Below are 20,894 nucleotides of genomic sequence, written 5' to 3'. Positions count from 1 at the left end.
CCGCGGCACCCGCACCCGCGTCCCCGATGAGCCCCCCCGCACTCGCGCGCCCGATCAGTAGATCCACGCCTTGTAGGAGATCACGTCGCCCGCTTTGAGCCGGTACTCCGGATCGTCCCGGGTGATCGTCTCCTCGACGTCCAGCACCGTGCCGTCGGCCGGATCGAGGACGATCAGGTACCGGAGCCCGGAAGCGCGCGGGGTGAACCGGAACGCCTGCCCCTCCCGGCCCAGCCGGTCGGTGACCTTGCCCGCAGGGCGCAGCCCCTCGATCCGGGACAGCAGGGTGGTGATGTCCGCCCGCTGGCGCGGGCCCGGAGTCCACACCGTGATGAACGACTCGATGGCCGAGATCAGCTCCGCCGGGTCGCGGTCCGCGCCCGGGGACCAGACGGCGAGATAGTCGCGCAGCGCCGCGGCCCCGGCCGGCGGGTCCTCGAAGTAGTCCTGGTTCGCGCTGTTGATCCCGGGTGGATAGCGCTCCTCGCTCAGCACCTTGCCCTCGTGGACGGTGCGCGGCGGGGGACCGTCCTCGATCACCGCGCGCCTCGGATGACTCGGATCGGTGGCCACCTCCAGCGTGAAACCGCTGCCGTCCGCGTTCCACCGGGTCAGCGACTCCCGGGGCAGCGTCACCGGATCCTCGCCCGACTTCATGCTCAGCGCCCAGCTCTGGAGATGGCTGCCCCGCTCGCTCTTCCCCGGGGACTCCTCGGCCGCCGTCCGCGCCCGCCGGTCGATCTCGGCGAGCGATACGTCCGCCCGGGAGGCATGCGCCACCAGCGGCAGTGGTCTGGACGCCGCCACCGCGGAGGAAGGGGTGCCCGAGACGGTCAGCGCGAGGGCGAGGACCGTCGCGGCCGCCGCGGCCTCCAGGCTCCAGATCACGCGTCGCACCGTACGGCGCCCCCGGTCCCGGGACGGCAGCTGCCGCAGCAGCAGCTCGGCGTGCGCGTTCAGCGGCCGGTCCCGCCAGGGGCCGGTGTCGGCGGACACGGGGTTGGCCTCGCGGAGCAGATCCAGTTCGTCGGTCATGCGTGTCCATCCTTGTGGGCCCTGTCGGCCCTGTCAGCGCTATGGGCCTTGTCGCCCTTGCCGCTCGTGCACCCCACTGAGACCCGGTCGTCCCGGCGCAGGGCCTCTATCTGCTCCCGCAGCCGCCGCCGCGCCCGGTGCAGCCGCATCGCCGCCGCCGACCGGCCGCACCCCAACACGGTGCTGAGCTCCTCGACGGTCAGCTCCTCCCACGCCGTCAGCCGCAGCACCTCCTGGTCGGCCTCGGTGAGCCGGGACAGCGCCTCCAACACCCAGGAGCCCGGCCGCTCGGCGTCCGGGCTCGCCACGGTGCGCCCGCCCACAGTCGCCTCATGGTGGCCCAGCTTGGCCAGCAGCCTGCGGTAACGGCCCTTGCCGCGCACGGTGTTGGCCAGACAGTGCCGGGCCACCCCGTACAGCCACGGCAGCGGTGACTCGGGCACTTCGGCCCGGCGCCGCCAGGCCACCGCGAAGACCTCGGCGACCACTTCCTCGACCTCCCATGCCTGGTCGTCCAGCCGCCGTGCCACAAAACGGCTGACCGCCCAGTAATGCTCGCGGTAGGCGGCGTCGAAGGCGTCGTCGGTGCTCATGATCCGAAGGTGTCCGGCACGTCTTGGATCATCACACCCCGGAGCGGAAAACATCGACTGGCCCTCGGAGTGACGATCCGAGGGGGTGCCGGACACCTAGCGGTCATGAGGAACAACACCGTTGTCGCGGCGCCGGCCGCCTTGCCGTCGCGCCGCCCCGGACCGGGGGCCACGGCCGTCGGATGGCTGACCACCACCGATCACAAGACGATCGGCACGCTCTACCTGATCACCTCGTTCGCCTTCTTCTGCATCGGCGGGGTGATGGCGCTGCTGATGCGTGCCGAACTGGCCCGTCCGGGTTCGCAGATCATGTCGAACGAGCAGTTCAACCAGGCGTTCACCATGCATGGCACGATCATGCTGCTGATGTTCGCCACCCCGCTGTTCGCGGGGTTCGCCAACTGGATCATGCCGCTTCAGATCGGTGCGCCCGATGTGGCGTTCCCGCGGCTGAACATGTTCGCGTACTGGCTGTACCTCTTCGGCTCGCTGATCGCGGTGGGCGGGTTCCTGACCCCGCAGGGCGCTGCCGACTTCGGCTGGTTCGCCTACTCCCCGCTGTCGGACGCGGTGCGTTCGCCGGGTGCGGGCGCGGATATGTGGATCATGGGTCTGGCCCTCTCCGGCTTCGGCACGATCCTCGGCTCGGTCAACTTCATCACCACGATCATCTGCATGCGCGCTCCCGGCATGACGATGTTCCGCATGCCGATCTTCACCTGGAATGTGCTGCTGACCGGAGTGCTGGTGCTGCTGGCCTTCCCGGTGCTCGCGGCGGCGCTGTTCGCCCTGGAGGCGGATCGTCAATTCGGGGCGCATGTCTTCGACGCGGCCAATGGCGGTGCGCTGCTCTGGCAGCATCTCTTCTGGTTCTTCGGCCATCCGGAGGTCTATATCATCGCCCTGCCGTTCTTCGGCATCATCTCCGAAGTCATTCCGGTCTTCTCCCGGAAGCCGATGTTCGGTTATGTCTCGCTCATCGCGGCGACGATTTCCATCGCGGGCCTTTCGGTCACCGTCTGGGCGCACCACATGTATGTCACCGGCGGAGTGCTGCTGCCGTTCTTCTCGTTCATGACGTTCCTGATCGCGGTGCCGACCGGTATCAAGTTCTTCAACTGGATCGGCACGATGTGGAAGGGGTCACTGAGCTTCGAGACCCCGATGCTCTGGGCGATCGGCTTTCTCATCACCTTTGTCTTCGGCGGTCTGACCGGCGTGATCCTGGCCTCGCCGCCGATGGACTTCCATGTCTCGGACACCTACTTCGTGGTGGCTCACTTCCACTACGTCATCTTCGGCACCGTGGTCTTCGCGATGTTCGCCGGATTCCACTTCTGGTGGCCCAAGTTCACCGGCAAGATGCTGGACGAGCGGCTCGGAAAGATCACCTTCTGGACCCTCTTCCTCGGCTTCCACGGCACGTTCCTGGTACAGCACTGGCTCGGCGCCGAGGGAATGCTCCGCAGAATTCCCGACTATCTCGCCGCCGACGGCTTCACCACGCTGAACACCATCTCCACCATCAGCTCCTTCGTCCTCGGCCTGTCGTTCCTGCCGTTTCTCTACAACGTCTGGAAGACTGCCAAGTACGGCGAGAAGGTCGTCACCGACGACCCCTGGGGATATGGCCGTTCCCTGGAATGGGCGACCACCTGCCCGCCGCCGCGCCATAACTTCGTCAGCCTGCCGAAGATCCGTTCCGAATCCCCCGCGTTCGATCTGCACCATCCCGATGTCGGCCAGAAGGAGAGTGTGGCGTGAGCATGGCCAGAGCCGCCGAGCCCCCCGGTATCGCCGCCGGAATCAACCAGATCGAGGGCTATCTGCTGCTCCAGACCGAGCGGGACGCGGCCCGGGAGCGGGCCCGCCGCCTCACCGGTCGGCTCGACTGGCTGACCTCCGCCCAGCGGGCGGAGGTCGAGCGGCTCTACCTCCAGGACCAACTGGCCGTCACCGAGCGGACGTTGCGCACGGTGGTGCGGCGCTGCGAGGAGCTGCGGGCGGAGTACCAGGAGGTGTACCGGACGCTGCGCCGCCGGCTGCTTCTGATCTGCCTCCTCGGGGCAGCGGGCCTCGTCGGCGGCTTCGCCGCCGCGCTCACCGTTCGCTAGATGATCGATTCCAAGGGGTGCCTGCGGAGACAAGAGCGAGGGTGTCCAAGATCGTTTTGTGACGAACAACCTGGACACCCTCGCGACAGCACTCTATGCGACGACCGACGATCTGCTGAAGGAGCGTCTGGACTTGGTGCCGTGGCGGCCGGCCGTGGGGATCGCGCCGCAGCTGACCGACGCCGAGCTGGTCACCCTTGCGATGATGCAGGCCATGCTCGGTTTCACCTCCGAGGCCAGGTGGCTCCGGTATGCCCGGGCCCACCTGCGCCATCTCTTCCCGTACCTGCCGCAGCAACCCGGCTACAACAAGCGGCTGCGCAAAGCAGCCGATCTGCTCCGCCGGATCACCCGGATACTGGCCACCAGCACCTCGGCGTGGAGCGATGACGTGTGGATCGTGGACTCCACACCCGTGGAATGCGGCCGCTCGCGGGAGACCGTCAAACGCTCCGAGCTGGCCGGATGGGCCCAATACGGCTACTGCGCCAGCCACAGCCGCTTCTTCTGGGGTCTGCGCCTGCACCTGGTGTGCACCCTCCAGGGCCTGCCCGTCGCCTTCGCACTGACCGGAGCCAAAGCCGACGAACGCGAAACACTGCTGGACCTGCTCGCGGCCGAACCGCACCTCCTCGCCGCCCGGCCCGGCCAGACACTGATCGGCGACAAGCACTACTTCGGCCGCGCCTTCGAACAGGAACTCGCCCAGCAGGGCATCCAGCTGCTACGGCCGACCCGCAAGGGCGAACGGCAACGGCCCGGTGGATCCCTGTTCAAGCCGTTGCGGCAGGTCATCGAGTCGGTCAACGAGACCTTCAAGGGGCAACTCGACCTCGAACAGCACCGAGCGCGCACGCCTGGAGGTGTCATCGCCCGTGTCATGCAGCGAATACTCGCCCTGACCGCCGTGATCTGGCACAACGACCACACCACACGAGGCACCCTCCGTTCGCTCACCCCGTACGATCACTGACCCCTTGGAATCGATCATCTAGGCGGATCGGCGGAAGTCGGCTGCGGTTCGGTGGCGCCCCGAAGGGGCGCGGGGCTGTGTCGATATGCGGCTCCGCCGCGCGGGCGCGGCCGGCCACGACGGTGCCGCGGACGATCGACGGCAGGTCAGGGCACTTCCGATCCAGCGGAGCGCTTAGGCACCATCTGGTCCGGGACCGGCAGCGTTCCCGGCCCGGGGCCCATGTCGAACCAGGTCGCGGGCACACCCCGCAGCGCCTTCTCGGTGTACTCGCTCCAGAGACCGGCGATCCGCTGAACACCGGCGTTCTTCAAGGGGATCTGCTTCCGCTTCTCGGCGTCCTCGCCGAAGAGGGCGATCGCGGTGACCAGGTCCGGGGTGTAACCGATGAACCAGGCCGCCCTCTTGTCGTCGGAGACCCCGCCCTTGCCCGCGGTGGGCCGTTTGACGGCGCGGGCGGTGGTCGCTGCGGCGTCGTCGACGAGGCTCTGGGTGATCAGCCGGGCCGCCGAGGGGTGGATCGCCTGGTCGCCCACCGCCTTCGGCGGTCCGGCCGTCTCGTCGCCGCGCCGCGCGGACTTCACGATGCTCGGGGTGACCCGCTTGCCCTGGTGGTCGAACGAGGCGTAGACACCGGCCATCCTGAGCGGGCTCGAGCCCATCAGCCCCAGCCCGACCGACTCCTTGGAGTCGAAGCCGCCGCCGTCGGTGTCCATGCCCAGGGCCCCGGCGGTGCGCTTGACCTCAGACAGTCGACCCGCGGCCCGCTCGTTCCGCATCTTGGCGTCCATGGCCGTGGCGGTGGTGACCGGTTCGAAGACGGCGCCCACCTGGTAGTCGCCCCGGGTCGCGTTGGACAGATAGTGCCGGGTGTAGTCCCGGCCGCCGTAGAGCGCGAGGATCCGGCCGTTCTCCGGGTCCACCGAGACCGCACCGCCCTGGGTGGCGGCGGCGTCCGCACGGCCCTGCTTGCCCTTGGCGGCGCCGTCCAGGCCCTGCCGCATCGTCTCCTCCAGGGCCCGCTGTTTGTCCGGATCGACGTTGAGGGTGATGGTCCAGCCGCCCGCGGCGAGTTCCTGTTCGCTGACGCCAGAGGCGATCAGCTCATTGCGGGCCGCGTCCACCAGATAGCCGGCCTGGCCCCCGAGGCCGGGGGCGGGCTCCGGCGCGACGGGGGCGGGGAAGCGCATGCCCTTCCGCTGGTCGGGGTCCAGCCACCGCATGTCGACCATGTTGTCCAGCACATAGTTCCAGCGCCGTTTGACCAGGCGCTTGGCCGTGGGGCTCGCGACGGCCCAGTCGTACTGGCTGGGGGCCTGCACCAGCGCCGCCAGATACGCGCCCTCCTCGACCGTGAGGTCGTCCACGTCCTTGTCGTAGTACGCGCGGGCGGCGGCCTGGATGCCGTAGGCGACGCGGCCGAAGTAGCTGGTGTTCAGATACCCCGCGAGGATGTCCTCCTTGGAGTTGCTCTGATCGACCTTGAGGGAGATCACCAACTCCTTGATCTTGCGGGTGGCGGTCTGCTCCTGGCTCAGGTAGTAGTTCTTGACGTACTGCTGGGTGATGGTCGAACCGCCCTGGGTGCCCTTGCCGGTCGCGGTGTTGACCAGCCCTCGCAGGATGCCCATCGGGTCCACGCCCGAGTCCTTGTAGAAGGACTTGTTCTCGGCCGCCACGAACGCGTGCTGCACACCGGTGGGTACCCGGCCGAGGGTGACCATCTCGCGGTTGATCTCACCGGTCCGGGCGAGGATCGTGCCGTCGCTGTACTTGTAGATGTTGCTCTGCGCCTTCGCCTGGGCGTTGGCCCTGGGGATGTCGATGGAGTAGTAGAGCACGGTGAACGCCCCGATCAGCAGGGCGCACAGGGTGAGCACATAGGCGACCAGCTTCCGCCAGGTGAAGAACCGCCGGATGCCGGTCCGCTTCCGCCTCCCGTGCCCTCTCGTCCGGCGGCGGCCCGGGGGTCTGGTGTCCCGCGGCGTCTGCTCCGAGTCCGGTGTGAACCGTACGCGTAGTGCCGTCAGGGGACCTGCCATGCCGATTGCTCCTCCGTCGATCCCGGCCGCGAGGTTTCGCGGGGGTCGCCGCCATCCTCCTCAGCGAAGATCTTCGGAACCGCAACGGACGGTGTCGGCCTGGGCTCGGCCGTGTCTCGACTTCCGCTCGACGATGTATCAGCCGTGTATCGGTCCGGGATCGGGCAGCTCAGGCAGGTCGGAGAGCTCCGGCCGCTCGGGCCCTTCGGGCAGACGCAGCGTGGCGACCGCGCCGCCGTCCGGTGCGTTGCCGAACTCCAGCGTGGCGCCGATGACTTGAGCCTGGCCGACCGCGATCGTCAGCCCGAGGCCATGGCCCCGGCCGCGCTCCCGGACCCCGGTGCGGAACCGCTGCGGGCCCTTCTCCAGCAGATCGTCCGGATAGCCGGTGCCGTGGTCGCGCACGGTCACGGTCCGGCCGTCCGCCGCCACCGTCACCTCGACCGGTTCGCGGCCGTGGCGATGGGCGTTGACCACCAGATTGGCGACGATACGGGTGAGCCTGCGGGGGTCCGTCCACACCTTCGGGCCGTCCGTGGAGTGCCACGGCCCGGTGTCGTCCGCGGAGTCCCGCTGTCTGGTCCGGTCCGTGGCATCCCGCTGCCCGGTGTCCTCCGCGGAGTCCGGCTGTCCGGTGCCCTCCGCCGTGCCGGTCCGCAGCCGTGCCGACAGCCCGGTGCCGGCGATGGCCTCGTCCAGCACCGGCCCCAGAGGACACGGGGACAGATCGGCCTCCTCCGCGCCCGCGTCCAGCCGGGAGATCTCCAGCAGCTCCTCGACCAGGGTGCTCAGCACCCGTACCCGGTCGCGCACATACCCGGCCGCCTCGCCCGGCGGCAGCAGTTCGGCGGCGGTGACCAGCCCCATCAGCGGCGTGCGCAGCTCATGCGCCACATCGGCGGTGAACCGCTGCTCGTCCAGGAGCCGTTCCTGGAGCGCGGCGGCCATCGAGTCCACGGCCCCGGAGATCTCGGCGATCTCGTCGTGCGGGCGGGCGGCGGGGGAGATCCGGGCGTCCAGGTCCCCGGCCGCGATCCGCCGCGCGGTGGCCGCCGCGAGCCGCAGCCGCCGGCTCATCCGCTCGGCGGTCAGCACGCCGAGCGGCAGCACCACGGCGGTGGTCATCAGCCCGGCCAGGATGATGTTGGTGTCCAGCGCGCTGATGTTGCGCATCGCGGTGCTCATGTCGATGCGTACGGACAGGACTTGGCCATCGGCGGGCCGGGCCGCCCACATCGCGGGTCCGTCCGGGCCGGTGGCGAACTCGGTGCCCTGATGCCCCTTGGCCACCAGCCGCCGCAGACCTCCGGGGAGCCCGGGTGCGTCCAGCACCGCGCCGGAGCCCTGGACGCCGCCGGTGCGGGCGTAGCCGAGCGCGGCGCGCTCGAGGGTGGTGCGCGCCCCGTCGCGCGCCTGGGACAGTTCGCGGTCGCGTGAGGCATGGTGCACCAGCACCCCCACCGCGGCCGCGGCGGCACAGGTCGCCGCCGCCACCAGGGCGACGATCCGCCATCGCAGCGTCATCGTCAGCGCCGCAGCTTGTATCCGAAGCCGCGGACCGTCTCGATCCGTTCGGCGCCTATCTTCGCGCGCAGCCGCTGCACATGGAGGTCGACCACCCGGGTGTCGCCCTGCCACGCGTGGTCCCAGACCCGGCTGAGCAGCGTACGGCGCTCCAGCACCACACCCGGCGAGCCGGCGAACTCCAGCAGCATCCGCAGTTCGGTGGGGGTCAGGGCGAGCGGCTCGCCCGCGCGGCGCACCTCCATCCCGAGGGTGTCGATGGTCAGTTCGCCGAAGACGAGGGTGTCCGGTCCGGCCGCGCCATCCGGCTCCGGAGCCCCGCCGCGCGCCTCGGCGTGCGGGGCGCGGGCCATGGGGGTGAAGGAGGCGCGGCGCAGCAGCGAGCGGATACGGGCCACCAGGACGGCGCTCTCGCAGGGCTTGACCACATAGTCGTCGGCTCCCGCCTCGAGACCGGAGACGACGTCGAGGGAGTCACCGCGCGCGGACATCATCAGGATCGGCGCCAGGCTGAACTCGCGGACCCTGCGGCACAGTCCGATGCCGTCCAGTTCGGGCAGCATCACATCCAGCAGGAGCAGATCGGGCTGTCTCTCGCGGAAGATCTCCAGCCCGGTGAGGCCGTCGCCCGCGGTGGACACGGTGAAGCCGTACCGCTCCAGGGACATCCATACCGTATTGCGGATCACCTCGTCGTCCTCGACGAGCAGCAGATGCGCCTCGGTCGGGGAGCCGGGGCCCGGGGCGGCGCCGGGTGGGGTGAAGCCGGTGGTCATCGCGTCGTCCTCGTCTCCGTACGGTTGGCCGGGTCCGCCGCGCCGCCGTCCGACGGTACGGCCCGCGGTTCGGACGTGACGTCCGGCCGGGGGCCCGCGCCGTCCTCGGGCGTCAAGGCGGCCATGACGGTGCCGTTCCAGTGGAAGCGGGTGGTGACCCGGCCGTCCTCGCCGATCGCGCTGATCAGCAGATCGCGGCCGAAGGTTTCGCCGGTGAGCCCCGGCGGGCCCCAGTAGATCAGCACCGGGCGGACCGTGTGGCCGGAGGCCGTGTAGACCTGGAGCAGCGTCCGGTCGAATCGCGGCAGATCGACCGCGACCACCAGTTCGTCCCGGCCGTCGCCGGTGAGATCGCGGTGGACGGCGTCCCGCAGCGCGCAGTTGCCACCGCCCGGACAGACGGAGATCTGCTTCTGCACCAGCGCCGGCACATTCGGGTCGTGGAGCAGCAGGTCCTTCGCGGAGAGGGCGGCCAGTCCGCCCGCGGGCAGCCGGACCTTGTCCACTGGCAGATAGCGGGCGAGATCGGGTTTCTCACGGGGCGGGGCCGTGACCGAGGGGGTGTACCCGGGCCAGAGCGGAACCGCGCTGGCCGGTGCCGAAAGCGAGGGCGCCGCGCCGTCGTCCCGCACCCCCGCCTGGGCCGCGCATCCCGTGGCGGTCAGGGCGGCGCATACGGCGAGCACGGCGGGCGGCAGGCCGCGTGGCAGCCGGTGGCGGGGGCGCCGTCGCGCGGGGCGCGACCGGGAGGGGAGTGAACGCATGGCCGTCTCAGCCTACTGAGCGGCGGAGGTGTCCCACGCGGGGCCCGTGAAGTCGCCGGAATGTGAAGTGCCCGCCGGGCGGCGGAAATCCACAGGCCCGGGGCGCTGGCGCCCCGGGCCCGAAGGGAGTGACACGGCGTCACATGATGAACATCACTTGATGAATTCGGGGCGTACCCGGGCCGGCCAGGTGCCCACGGTCAGCATGCCCGCCGCGTAGGCGCGCGAGACCAAGGCGGCCCGGTTGGGTGCCTTCATCTTCCGCAACATCGCTCCTACGTGGTATTCGACGCCCTGTCTGCTGAGATAGAGCTTGGCGGCCATCTGCACGGTGGACGCACCGGTGGCCACTCCCTCGAGTATTCGGGCCTCCAGCGGAGACAGTAGCTTCTGGCCGGTGGGAGGCGGTTCCTCCGCCGGCCGTTCATCGTCCGGTTTGACCATCACGACGATGGCCGAGAGCCGGTCGGACCGGCCCTGGATGGCCGTGCCGGTCAGCTTGCCCGAGAAGACCCGGCCGCGTGAGTGGTAGCCGAGGACGCGCTCGGTGAAGCGGGTGCGCCGCCCGTCGTGCAGTCGCGAGAAGTGTTCCCGTAGGACGGAGGGGGCGCTGGGGTGCAGCAGATCGAACAGGCTGCGCCCGCACAGCTCGGCCGATGACGCGCCGAAGTGTCGGAAGAAGTCCTCGTCCCCGGCCACCACATGGAGGTCGGGGGCGAGTGTGGCCATTCCGGTGGCCGAGTGCCGTGAGGCGGCGGGCACTGCCTGTCCGGGCACTCGAGGGGCACTCTGAGCGCTGTGGGGGAGGGCCAAGAGGAGTCACCGCTTTCGGTCGATTCGTGACGGAGTGGTCAGTCCGCCTCGGGTGAACCCCCAGATGACGGAGGGTCGACGACACCGCGGCCAAGCAATGCGCCGGACCCCAGGGGGATTTCAGTGACGGGTGTTAGGCCCGCTTCCTGGTGTATACCAACGCTACAGTGACTGTGGGGTGCCCGTTTCCAGCAGAGTCGTGCCCGATTTCTGCCCGCTTTGCGGACGGAATCGACCTGATGCGGAGCCGCTGGTCGTAGCGTTACGTCGCGGCCTTGGCGGATCCGCGTGTCTGGGAACGGCCTCCGGAGCGGCCGCTCTTGGCCCGTCCGGCGGTGCGGCCCTCGGTGCCCTTCTCGGGCTGGGCCATCATGCCGCCTTTGCGCAGCACCGCGTAGCCGACCCCGATGCCGAGCGCCACCGGCCATTCGATGACCTCCGCGGCACCCAGCGCGCCGAGCCCCACGTACAGGGGGAGTCCGCCCTTGGCGGGCAGCACCCGGCGGGCCATCTCGATCGGCTTCATCGCCACCTTCGCGGCCCCGCCGGTCGCGCGGCCGGTGGCCTGGCCGACCGTGTCGAGGGTCTCCTTGGTGGCGTGGCCCACGGTGTCGAGGGTTTCCTTCGTGGCGTGGCCGACGGTGTCGAGTGTCTCCTTGGTGGCGTGGCCCACGGTGTCGAACGTGGGCACGGTGACGGTCAGGCTGCGCCTGCCGTCGGCGGACGATATCTCCATGGGGCCCTTGGCGGCCTTCGCCGTCCGCTGCCGCTGCGTGGTCTTGGACGGCCTGCCGGCCCTCGTCGGCCGCTTCGCCTGTGAGGTCTTCGACGCGGCCGACGGAGCCGCCGCGGTCCGGGCCTTCGTCGACGTGCCGCCGCGTGCCGGTGCCGTCTTCTTCGCGGCTGTCGAGGAACTGCGCTTGCGTGAAGTAGCGGGAGTGGTCACTGGTCTCACGTCCACACGGTGATGGCGAATTGAATCTTCTTCCCTTTTCAGGGTAATAGGGATGAACCGGGCAGGCTGCCCGGGGAGCGGAGGTTCCCTCGATGTCACCGCTGTCCTCGCTGTCCTCGCTGGCGGCACTGCGCCTGCCCATGCCGCCGGCACTGCTGCTCGCACCCCTGAAGGGCGGTGTGGCCGCGGGTATGCGGGACGCCGCCGGAGCCGTCGGGCGGCTGGTCCGGCCCTCCCAGCGGGGGGTCTGGTCCTATCCGGGGCGTTACTACATCGAGGTCCGCGGGGTGCACGGGATCGGGGGCGAGCTGGTGGCCCGCCGAGTGGAACGGGCCCTCGAAGACCATCCGCGGGTGCGGTGGGCACGGGTGAACGCCCCCTCCGAGCGCGTCGTGGTGGCCGTGGACAAGCCGCCTCCGTCCGAGCAGAACCTGATCGCCCGGATCGAGCGCGCGGAGGTCCAGGCGCCCGTCGCGCCCACCGAGGAGTTCGACGAGTGGGCACCGGAGCCGCGCCACCCCTCCGGCGGCCCCAAGGAGGCCCAGTCGCTGGCCGTCGTGGCGGCGGACGTCGTGGGGCTGAGCGTGGCCACCGCCCTGCGCCTGACCCCCTGGCTCAAGCTGCCGACCGAGGTGGCGGCGGCCATGTCGATCATCCAGGGCCACCCCCGTCTGCGGCGGCTGGTCCTGGCCATCACCCGCGGGGAGCCCACCGAGGCGGCACTGCCGGTGCTGACCGCCCTGACCCAGGGCGTGGCCACCCGGGGCGGCGGGCTCGCGCTCGACCTCATCCAGCGGATGGCCCTGTGGCGGGAGGCGGAGGCGGAGGGCCGGGCCTGGGCCACGATGGAGCCGCACCTGGTGCACGGCCCCCAGGACGTGGTGGCCGAGCCCATCGTGGTCGAGCGGCCGGGGCCGTCCCCCAAGGACACCGTGGAGCGCTTCGCGGAGCGCTCCATAGCCGCCGGGGCCGTGGCCGGTGTCCTCGCCGCCCCCTTCGCCGGGCCGCGCCGCGGGTTCGCCGTCGGGTTCTCGTCCGTGCCCAAGGCGCCGGGGGCCGGCCGGGAGGGGTTCGCGACCAGCCTCGGCCGGTTCCTGGCGCTGCGCGGCGTGCTGGCCATGGACCGCAGCTGTCTGCGGCGGCTGGGCCAGGTCGACACCGTGCTGCTGGACGAGGCGGCGCTGCGCGGCGACCGCTACGAGCCCATCGACCTGGAGCTCCTCGGCGGCGCCGACCCCGAGCGCACCGCCGAGCGGCTCTTCGGCCTCTTCGACCCCGACGAACCCCTGGAGACCCGCCGCGACAGCGGATGGGTGCTCGGCCCCCTGGACCGGCTGGAGCTGACCGGCCGCACCGGGCGGCAGACCGCGGCCAGGCTCCGCCGCCGAGGCAGCGAGCGCGTACTCGGCCTGGCCCGGGGGCGCACGCTCCAGGCGGTGGTGGGCCTCGCCCCGCAGACCGTGCCGGGCGCCGAGGCCGTGGCGGCCGCCGCCCGCCGGGCCGGAGCCCGCATCGTCCTGGCCACCGACCGGCAGCAGCCCACGGACATCACCTTCGCCGACGCGGTGGTGCCCTCCGGCGGCCGTCTCGTGGCCTCCGTACGCTCCCTCCAGGCCGATGGCGCCGTGGTGCTGCTGCTCTCCGGCAACCGCCGGGCCCTGGGCGCCGCCGACTGCGGCATCGGGGTGCACCGCGAGGGCGAGCCCCCCGCCTGGGGCGCCCATCTGCTCGTCGGCGCCGACCTGGAGTCGGCCGGGCTCATCGTGGACGCCGTCGGCGTGGCCGCACGGGTCGACCGGGAGAGCGCCCTGCTGTCCTCCGGCGGCAGCGCCATCGGCGCCGTGGCCGCCCTCCAGGCGGTCCCGAACCAGGCCACCGCGCGCGCCGCGGCGTCCAGCACCAGCGCGGGGACCCTGGCCTTCGCCCTGGGCAACTGGCGGGCGCGCCAGCTCCTCGCCCGCCCCATGGACCCGCCGGTGACCACCACCCCCTGGTATCTGATGCCCGTCCCCCGGGTGCTGGAGCGGCTGCGGACCGGGCATGACGGCCTGACCACGGAGGAGGCCGCCGCCCGCACCGGGCAGGGGCCGCGCCGGGGCGAGCCCACCGGCACCAGCCTGCCCGCCGCGTTCATCGAGGAGCTGGCCAACCCCCTGACCCCGGTCCTCGCCGCCGGGGCCGCCCTGGCCGCCGCCGTGGGCTCGCGCACCGACGCCGCGCTCGTGGCCACCATCACCGGCATCTCCGCCCTCGTCGGCGGCTTCCAGCGGGTCAGGACCGAGCGGGCGCTTTCGGAGCTGTTCGCCCGGTCGGCGATCGGCGCCCGGGTCCGCAGAAGTGGTACGGAACGCCTGGTGACCGCCGGGGACCTGGTCCCCGGCGACATCGTCGTACTGGGCCCCGAGGACGTGGTGCCCGCCGACTGCCGGGTGCTGGAGGCCGAAGGGCTCGAGGTCGACGAGTCCTCGCTGACCGGCGAATCCCTCCCCGTGAACAAGTCTCCGGTGCCGGTCGTCGCCGCCCACATCACCCAGCGCCGCTCGATGCTCTACGAGGGCACCACAATCAGCGCGGGGCGGGCCGTGGCCGTCGTCGTGGCCACCGGACCGGCCACCGAGGTCGGCCGCAGCCTGGCCACCGCCCGCCAGGCCGCCCCCGTCACCGGTGTCGAGGCGCGGCTGACCTCGCTCACCCGGGCCAGCGTGCCCATCGCCCTCGGATCCGCCGCGGCGGTCGCCGGTGCCGGACTGCTGCACGGCCTCCCGCCCACCGAGAACCTCGCCTCCGCCGTCAACCTCGCCGTCGCCTCCGTCCCCGAAGGGCTTCCGTTCCTGGTCAACGCGGCCCAGCTCGCCGCCGCCCGCCGACTGGCCGACCTCGGCGCCCTGGTCCGCAACCCCCGCACCATCGAGGCGCTCGGCCGTGCCGATGTGCTGTGCTTCGACAAGACCGGCACCCTCACCGAGGGCAACCTCGAACTCGCGGCCGTCAGCGACAGCGGCGGCCCGCTCCCCGCCGACCGGCTCGACGCGCCCCGTAAGGCGGTGCTCGCCGCCGCGCTGCGCGCGACCCCGCCGGCCCGCCAGGCCGAGCCCATGGCGCACCAGACCGACCGCGCGGTGAGCGTGGGGGCGCGCCGGGCCGGGGTCGGGGTGCGGCGCGGAGCGCCCCGCTGGCGCCGCACCGACTCGCTGCCCTTCGAACCCTCCCGCGCCTACCACGCCACCGCCGGGCGCACCACACACGGCGCGCTGCTCAGCGTCAAGGGGGCGCCCGAGGGCGTCCTGGAGCGGGTCGCCCGGCGGCGCGCACCGGGCACCGGAGAGGCCACCGAACTGGACGCGCGGGACATCGAGAAGCTGGCCGACGCCGCGGAGGAGCTGGCCGGTGCGGGGCGGCGGGTGCTGGCGGTGGCCGAGCGCCGGATGCGGGAGGGCGAGGAGCTGACCGACGACACCGTGCGGGACCTGGACTTCCTCGGCTTCATCGCCATCGCCGACCCCGTCCGCACCAGTGCCGCCCCGGCCCTCGCGCGGCTGCGCGAGTCGGGTGTGCAGACCGTGATGCTCACCGGCGACCACCCCGCCACCGCGGACGCCATCGCGGCCCCCATCCTGGACGTCCCCGAGCCGAAGGTGTCCACCGGTCCTGAGCTGGACGAGATGGACGACGAGCGGCTGGACGAGCTGCTGCCGACGGTGGACGTGATCGCCCGGTGCAGCCCGCACCACAAGGTCCGCATCGTCCAGGCGTACCAGCGCCTCGGCCGGGTGGTGGCGATGACCGGGGACGGCGCCAACGACGCCCCCGCGATCCGGCTCGCGGACGTCGGGATCGCCCTGGGGCGGCGCGGCACCCCCGCCGCGACCGCCGCGGCGGACCTGGTCGTCACCGACGACCGCCTGGAGACCATCGTCTCGGCCCTCATGGAGGGGCGCGCCATGTGGGCCTCGGTCCGGGCGGCCCTCGCCATCCTCATCGGCGGCAACTTCGGCGAGGTCACCTTCAGCGTGGCCACCTCCGCCCTGACCGGCTCCACCCCGCTGAGCGCCCGTCAGATCATGCTGGTCAACCTGCTGACCGACCTCGCGCCCGCGCTCGCCATCGCGGTGCGCGAGCCGACCGGGCACACCGGCGAACGGCTGCTCAAGGAGGGCCCCAGCCGCTCGCTGGGAGTGGCGCTGACCAAGGAGATGCTGCTGCGGGGCGTCATCACCGCCGCCGGGGCCGGACTGGCGTGGACCGGCGCCCGGCTCACCGGCAGGGGCCGCCGGGCCAGTACGGTGGCGCTCGCGGCCCTGGTCGGCACCCAGCTGGCGCAGACCCTGACCACGGGCGGCCTGGACCCGCACGTCCTGATCGCGGGACTGGGCTCCGCCGCGGTGCTCGCCGCCATCATCCAGACCCCGGGCGTCAGCCACTTCTTCGACTGCACCCCGCTCGGGCCGGTGGCCTGGGGCCTGACCCTGGGGTCGATCGCGGTGGCCACCCTGTTCGGCCCCGTCCTGGCGCCGCTGCTGCACCTGGAGCAGGCCCCCCTCGTGACGGAGGCGGCGGAGGGCGTGGACGCCGCCGACGGGGCGGAGGTCCCCGCCGCATCGCGGTGAGCCCCGAACCTCTTGCGCCGCCCGGCCTGAGCGATAGTGTTGATTGTCCCGGTTTGGGATGGCGGGGGCGGGGCGGTGCAGAGGAGGGCGTGATGCGGAGCCGAGAGCGGTATGAGCTGGTCTTCGTGGATACGACCGCCCCGGACCCGGGGGCCGAGGACGTGGTGGTGGTGCACCGTACGGACACCAGTGGTGCGGGCGGGCACCCCGTGTACGTGGACGACACCGGCATCGTGCGGGCCGAGATCAGCGACCGTGCCGAGGTGCGGATGATCGCCAGCGGCGGGCATCAGGTGCACGCCGCCGCGGTCAGTGCCCGACCGATGCCCTGAGGCATCCGTCCTGTGCCCCGAGCCGTCTGTCGTTTCCGCAGGTCGGCGCCGTTGTCAGTGGTGCCCGCTAGTTTGGCGGCCATGGGAGTCCGAAGAGCGATGAAGCGATGAGGTGCGGCGATGAGTGATGTGGCGGCGGTGGACGGCGCGACCGGTGTGGAGCTCCAGCTGGAGCCGTACCGCACGCAGCTGACCGGTTACTGCTATCGGATGCTGGGCTCGGCCTTCGAGGCCGAGGACGCCGTTCAGGAGACGATGGTGCGCGCCTGGCGGGGGCTGGACCGCTTCGAGGGCCGGTCCGCGCTGCGGTCATGGCTCTACCGCATCGCCACCAATGTGTGCCTGGACATGCTCAACGGGAGCAAGCGGCGGGCCCGCCCCATGGACCTGACCTCCGCGGCCACCCCGTTCCCGGCGGCGCTCGCCGAGCAGCCGGAGGCCACCTGGATCGGGCCGGTCCCGGACGGCCAGGTGCTGCCCGACGGGGGAGACCCCGCCGAGGTGGCCGCCCAGCGGGACGCGGTGCGGCTCGCGTTCATCGCCGCGCTCCAGCATCTCGCGCCCCGCCAGCGGGCGGTGCTGATCCTGCGCGAGGTGCTGGCGTGGAAGGCGAGCGAGGTCGCCGAGCTGCTGGGCACCACCGTCGCGTCCGTCAACAGCGCCTTGCAGCGCGCCCGGGCCACCCTCGCCGCGAGCGAGATCAGCGACACCGACCCGGTCAAGCCGCTTGACGAGGAGCAGCGCGCGCTGCTGGCCCGCTATGTGGACGCCTTCGAGCGCTATGACCTGGACTCCCTCACCGCCCTGCTGCACGAGGACGCCACGCTCTCCATGCCGCCGTACGAGCTGTGGCTGCGCGGCCACGAGGACATCCGCCAGTGGCTGCTGGGCCATGGCATCGGCTGCCGCGGCTCACGTCTGGTCCCCACGGTGGCCAACGGCATGCCCGCCTTCGGCCAGTACCGTCCGGGCGGCGCCGACGGCCGCCATGAGCCCTGGGCGCTCCAGGTCCTGGAGATATCAGGGGGCCGGATCACCGGGCTCAACTCCTTCCTCGACACCGAGCGCCTCTTCCCGCTGTTCGGCCTCCCCGCCTCGCTCGGGCCCGAGGACGCCGCCTAACGCGGCGGGGGCGGACAGGGCCTCGTCCAGCCCCGTCCAGGCGAGCAGCCGCCGCAGCTCGCCGCGGGCGTTGCGGAGCTGGATCCGGCACCCCAGCCGGCCGGCGGTCAGCCGCAGCCGGGCCAGGGCCTCGACCACGGCCAGGTCCGGCCGGCCCACCCCGCCCACATCCACGGTGACCGGCCCTGGACCGGCCCGGCGCGCCAGCGCGCTCAGCCGTTCGCACAGCCGCTCCACCTCGGCGCGGGTGACCGGCTGGTCCAGGACCAGCACGGCCGGGGACAGCGTGGGCGGGTTCTCGGGCTCGGGACCGGCCAACGTCCACCTCCTGTCGTGGCGTTCACCGATGAAGACCGCCCGGCCGGGGAAAAGTCATCGGCTCCACCCTCCGGCCGCGCCCGGGGGAAGCCGCCGCTCGGCTGCACGACGACTGGGGTGCACGGCCGCCGACGGCCGTGCACCCCAGTGCGGTCGCCGCCGATGGCGGCGGGGTCAGTTGCTCTGGACGAACTGCTTCGCCAGCCCGTCGCCGACCGACACGGCCTTGTCGTGGTTCTCGATGGGGGAGACGGAGGAGTTCTTGAAGAGGATGTACGTCACCCCCGATTCGGTGCCGCCGGTCTCCGGGTCGGGGTCGATGCCGAGCGCGCCGGCCGTGGCGTAGGACGCCTCACCGATGATCGCCGTCGGCCCGGTGTCGCCCACCACCGCGTACTCGACCTTGTTGTTGTAGATGACCGCGACCACACCGCCGCCCTTGATACCGGCCTGGCGGTAGTCCCAGGTGGAGCTGGGGCTCGGCACCACGACATACGGCAGCTTGTCGGCGATCAGGGGCTTGCCGTCCGACTGGTGGAAGGCGGTGTCGTCCTGGAACCACGGGTCGGTGTCCCCGTTGCACCGGGAGGTCACCTGGCCGTCGCAGTCGATGTCCATGTCGGCTTTCCAGAAGACCGCCCCATTGGCGCCGCAGACCGGGATGGTCGCCGAAGTCTCCTCGTCGGTGCGGTACTTGCCACTGGATATCTGTGAACAGCCCTGCACCTTGGCGAGCAGCTGCGCCGCGGTGACCGTGCCCTCCTTGGCGGACGCGGGGGCCGGTGCGGGGCCCCGGGTGTTGGCGTGGGCGCCGGCGGTGACGGACCCGGCCAGCAGACCGGTCGCGGCGAGCACGAAAGCTAAACGCTTGCGCATAGGACACCCCTTTGTTAGGAACCTTTCCTAACCTCGTCGGGGGCATCCTGGACGAGTTGATAAGCTCATGTCAATACGCCCGGCCCGCGGAATCCCGATGCTCATTACCGCGTGAATCGACTGCGTTGGGAACAACTTCCGGCAAGCGCTCTCAGCGCGTGGCCCGGACCAGCTTCAGCAGCCGGGTCACCTCGCGCGCCACCGCGTCACGCGCGGCCGCGACATACCGTCGGGGGTCGACCACATCGGGATCGGCGGTGAGATGGTCGCGGATCGCCCGGGTGTAGGCCACGTTCAGATGGGTGGCGATGTTCACCTTCGTCAGACCCGCCCCCACCGCCCGGGTCAGATCGGCCTCGGGCACACCGGAGGAGCCGTGCAGCACCAGCGGTACGGGCACGGCCGTGCGCAACGCCGCCACCAGCGACAGATCCACCACCGCGGCCTTGACGACCATGGCGTGCGAGGTGCCCACCGCGACCGCGAGGGCGTCCACACCCGTGGCCGCCACATAGGCGGCGGCCTCGGCCGGGTCGGTCCTGGCCCCCGGTGCGTGGACGCCGTCCTTGCCGCCCACCTCGCCCAACTCGGCCTCCACCCACACCCCGTGGGCATGGCAGTCGGCCGTCACCCCGGCCGTCGCCGCCACATTGCCGTCGTAGTCCAGGGCCGAGGCGTCGAACATCACCGAGCCGAAGCCGAGATCCACCGCCTCCCGCACCAGCTCCGGCCCGGTGGCGTGGTCCAGATGCACGGCCACCGGCACCCGCGCCGCGCGGGCCACCTCCACGGTCGCCCGCCCGATGGCGGCCAGGGCGCCGTGATACCGCACCGCGTTCTCGCTGATCTGGAGGATCACCGGCGCGCCCGCCGCCTCCGCCCCGGCCACGATCGCCTGGGCGTGCTCGATCTGGATGACATTGAACGCACCCGCGCCGAGCCCGGCCCGCGCGGCCGTCCCGACGATCTCCCCGGTGGCCACCAGTGGCATCAACCGGCTCCTTCCACCCGTTCCCGTGCTCCGGCCGTATCCGTCATGCGCCCGTCCCCGTTCCGCCGAGGATCACCGAGCGGGTGAGATGGCGCGGCTCGTCGGGGTCCAGCCCGCGCTCCGCCGCGATCGCCACCGCGAGCCGCTGCACCACCACCAGCTCCGCGAGCGGATCCCGGCCGTAGCCGGCGACCCGGCCACCGGTGCGGGTGATCTCCTCCTCCGCCACGTCCGACACCCCCTCGCCCAGCCACCACACCGCGCTGCGCGGGCCGGTCACGCTGATCGGGCCATGCCGGTACTCCTTGGCCGGATACGCCTCGGTCCACGCCCCCGCCGCCTCGCGCATCTTGAGCGCGGCCTCCTGGGCGACCCCGTAGGTCCAGCCCCGTCCGAGGAAGGTGAACTGCCCGGCCGCCACGAGTTCCCCGGGCAGCGGCTCGGCCAGCGCCGCCCGGCCATCCGCCTCCAGATGCTCCAGTGGCGCGCCCAAGTGGGCGCGGAGCAGGGCGAGTTCGCTGGTGGCCCAGCGGGTCTGCACCACCGAACGCTCATCGGCGAAGTCGAGCACGACCGCGGCGTCCGCCGCGTCCACGACCGGGGAGTCGGGGACCGCCGTGACGACGGTGGTGGGCACCCGGCCGCGCGCCGCGCCCAGCAGCTCCAGCACCTCGGTCGTGGTGCCGGACCTGGACAGCGCGAGCACCCGGTCGTAGGCGCGGCCGGCCGGCATCTCCGACGCCGCGAACGCGTCCGTCTCGCCGTGGCCCGCCGCCTCGCGCAGCGCCGCGTACGACTGGGCGATGAACCAGGAGGTGCCGCAGCCGACGACGGCGACCCGCTCACCCGCCCCGGGCAGCGCCGCCGCTACGGGCCCCTCCGGATCCCGGGCCAGGGCGATGGCACGCCGCCAGCAGTCGGGCTGGCTCGCTATCTCGGCCTCGGTGTGGCTCATGGGACTCCCCTCGTCGGATGACCCCGACAGCTCGAATGCTCGGAGTTGTTTCGTACGAGCCGATAATGCGCAGAATCACGCACGGAAGTCCAGAGCCGATG

General features: G+C 71.8%; 19 protein-coding genes. 7 read left to right on the top strand and 12 right to left on the bottom strand.

What is annotated here, in order from left to right; all coding sequences use genetic code 11:
• Window positions 1-54: 54 nt before the first annotated feature.
• Both NQU54_RS01830 and NQU54_RS01825 read right to left on the bottom strand, forming a co-directional pair.
• Window positions 55-1,035: a CU044_5270 family protein gene (locus tag NQU54_RS01830; RefSeq protein ID WP_257629430.1), complete on the bottom strand. Its 981-nt coding sequence runs from the start codon at window positions 1,033-1,035 to the stop codon at window positions 55-57.
• Complete coding sequence (locus NQU54_RS01825; RefSeq protein WP_167505318.1) at window positions 1,032-1,628, bottom strand: RNA polymerase sigma factor; 597 nt, start codon at window positions 1,626-1,628, stop codon at window positions 1,032-1,034. The genes NQU54_RS01830 and NQU54_RS01825 overlap by 4 nt, the downstream gene beginning before the upstream one ends.
• A gap of 105 nt (window positions 1,629-1,733) precedes the next feature.
• Here NQU54_RS01825 and ctaD point away from each other — a divergent pair, with 105 nt between their 5' ends.
• Genes ctaD through NQU54_RS01810 form a run of 3 tightly spaced genes read left to right on the top strand, consistent with a single transcriptional unit; the run spans window position 1,734 to window position 4,718 of the window.
• Entirely contained in the window at window positions 1,734-3,395 is a 1,662-nt protein-coding gene (gene ctaD, locus NQU54_RS01820) for an aa3-type cytochrome oxidase subunit I (RefSeq protein WP_257629429.1), read from the top strand.
• A 2-nt stretch (window positions 3,396-3,397) separates the two neighbouring features.
• The gene (locus NQU54_RS01815; protein WP_257629575.1) at window positions 3,398-3,745 is read left to right on the top strand and encodes a hypothetical protein; all 348 of its coding nucleotides are present in this window, start codon (window positions 3,398-3,400) and stop codon (window positions 3,743-3,745) included.
• Between the two features lie 58 nt (window positions 3,746-3,803).
• Window positions 3,804-4,718, top strand: a complete 915-nt coding sequence (locus NQU54_RS01810; RefSeq protein ID WP_257629428.1) for an IS982 family transposase — start codon at window positions 3,804-3,806, stop codon at window positions 4,716-4,718.
• Window positions 4,719-4,864: 146 nt separating this feature from the next.
• Here the strand turns inward: NQU54_RS01810 and NQU54_RS01805 are convergent, their stop codons facing one another.
• From NQU54_RS01805 to NQU54_RS01780, 6 genes are all read right to left on the bottom strand, one after another.
• Window positions 4,865-6,760 carry a transglycosylase domain-containing protein gene (locus NQU54_RS01805; RefSeq protein ID WP_257629427.1) on the bottom strand — a complete coding sequence of 632 codons (1,896 nt, stop codon included), beginning with the start codon at window positions 6,758-6,760 and terminating at the stop codon, window positions 4,865-4,867.
• Window positions 6,761-6,898: 138 nt separating this feature from the next.
• Entirely contained in the window at window positions 6,899-8,284 is a 1,386-nt protein-coding gene (locus NQU54_RS01800; protein ID WP_257629426.1) for a sensor histidine kinase, read from the bottom strand.
• A gap of 2 nt (window positions 8,285-8,286) precedes the next feature.
• Window positions 8,287-9,060 carry a two-component system response regulator CseB gene (cseB, locus tag NQU54_RS01795; RefSeq protein ID WP_257629425.1) on the bottom strand — a complete coding sequence of 258 codons (774 nt, stop codon included), beginning with the start codon at window positions 9,058-9,060 and terminating at the stop codon, window positions 8,287-8,289.
• A complete protein-coding gene (locus NQU54_RS01790; protein WP_257629424.1) occupies window positions 9,057-9,824 on the bottom strand; it encodes a hypothetical protein in 768 nt (255 codons plus the stop codon). Before NQU54_RS01790 ends, cseB begins: the two co-directional genes overlap by 4 nt.
• Window positions 9,825-9,977: 153 nt before the next feature.
• Complete coding sequence (locus tag NQU54_RS01785) at window positions 9,978-10,601, bottom strand: helix-turn-helix transcriptional regulator (RefSeq protein ID WP_231981170.1); 624 nt, start codon at window positions 10,599-10,601, stop codon at window positions 9,978-9,980.
• Window positions 10,602-10,899: 298 nt separating this feature from the next.
• Entirely contained in the window at window positions 10,900-11,373 is a 474-nt protein-coding gene (locus NQU54_RS01780; protein ID WP_257629423.1) for a hypothetical protein, read from the bottom strand.
• Here NQU54_RS01780 and NQU54_RS01775 point away from each other — a divergent pair.
• The 4 genes from NQU54_RS01775 to NQU54_RS01760 all read left to right on the top strand — a co-directional run bounded on the left by NQU54_RS01775 (window position 11,372) and on the right by NQU54_RS01760 (window position 17,653).
• Complete coding sequence (locus NQU54_RS01775; RefSeq protein WP_257629422.1) at window positions 11,372-11,605, top strand: hypothetical protein; 234 nt, start codon at window positions 11,372-11,374, stop codon at window positions 11,603-11,605. The genes NQU54_RS01780 and NQU54_RS01775 overlap by 2 nt on opposite strands.
• 79 nt (window positions 11,606-11,684) lie before the next feature.
• Complete coding sequence (locus NQU54_RS01770) at window positions 11,685-16,199, top strand: cation-translocating P-type ATPase (protein ID WP_257629421.1); 4,515 nt, start codon at window positions 11,685-11,687, stop codon at window positions 16,197-16,199.
• 92 nt (window positions 16,200-16,291) lie between these two features.
• Window positions 16,292-16,531: a DUF6296 family protein gene (locus NQU54_RS01765; RefSeq protein WP_257629420.1), complete on the top strand. Its 240-nt coding sequence runs from the start codon at window positions 16,292-16,294 to the stop codon at window positions 16,529-16,531.
• Between the two features lie 120 nt (window positions 16,532-16,651).
• Complete coding sequence (locus tag NQU54_RS01760) at window positions 16,652-17,653, top strand: sigma-70 family RNA polymerase sigma factor (RefSeq protein WP_232639829.1); 1,002 nt, start codon at window positions 16,652-16,654, stop codon at window positions 17,651-17,653.
• Here the strand turns inward: NQU54_RS01760 and NQU54_RS01755 are convergent.
• The 4 genes from NQU54_RS01755 to NQU54_RS01740 all read right to left on the bottom strand — a co-directional run bounded on the left by NQU54_RS01755 (window position 17,552) and on the right by NQU54_RS01740 (window position 20,793).
• Window positions 17,552-17,971, bottom strand: a complete 420-nt coding sequence (locus tag NQU54_RS01755; protein ID WP_257629419.1) for an STAS domain-containing protein — start codon at window positions 17,969-17,971, stop codon at window positions 17,552-17,554. The genes NQU54_RS01760 and NQU54_RS01755 overlap by 102 nt on opposite strands.
• A gap of 174 nt (window positions 17,972-18,145) precedes the next feature.
• Window positions 18,146-18,847 (bottom strand): glycoside hydrolase family 75 protein, encoded by a 702-nt coding sequence (locus NQU54_RS01750; RefSeq protein WP_257629418.1) that lies wholly within the window; start codon window positions 18,845-18,847, stop codon window positions 18,146-18,148.
• A gap of 151 nt (window positions 18,848-18,998) precedes the next feature.
• A complete protein-coding gene (locus NQU54_RS01745) occupies window positions 18,999-19,838 on the bottom strand; it encodes a class II fructose-bisphosphate aldolase (RefSeq protein WP_257629417.1) in 840 nt (279 codons plus the stop codon).
• 43 nt (window positions 19,839-19,881) lie between these two features.
• A complete protein-coding gene (locus tag NQU54_RS01740) occupies window positions 19,882-20,793 on the bottom strand; it encodes an SIS domain-containing protein (RefSeq protein ID WP_257629416.1) in 912 nt (303 codons plus the stop codon).
• Window positions 20,794-20,894 lie beyond the last annotated feature (101 nt).

Origin of the sequence: Streptomyces malaysiensis subsp. samsunensis (genome assembly GCF_024519315.1) — a bacterium.
In the GTDB taxonomy this organism is placed as follows: domain Bacteria; phylum Actinomycetota; class Actinomycetes; order Streptomycetales; family Streptomycetaceae; genus Streptomyces; species Streptomyces malaysiensis.
This window is presented reverse-complemented; position numbering and strand designations above follow the sequence as displayed.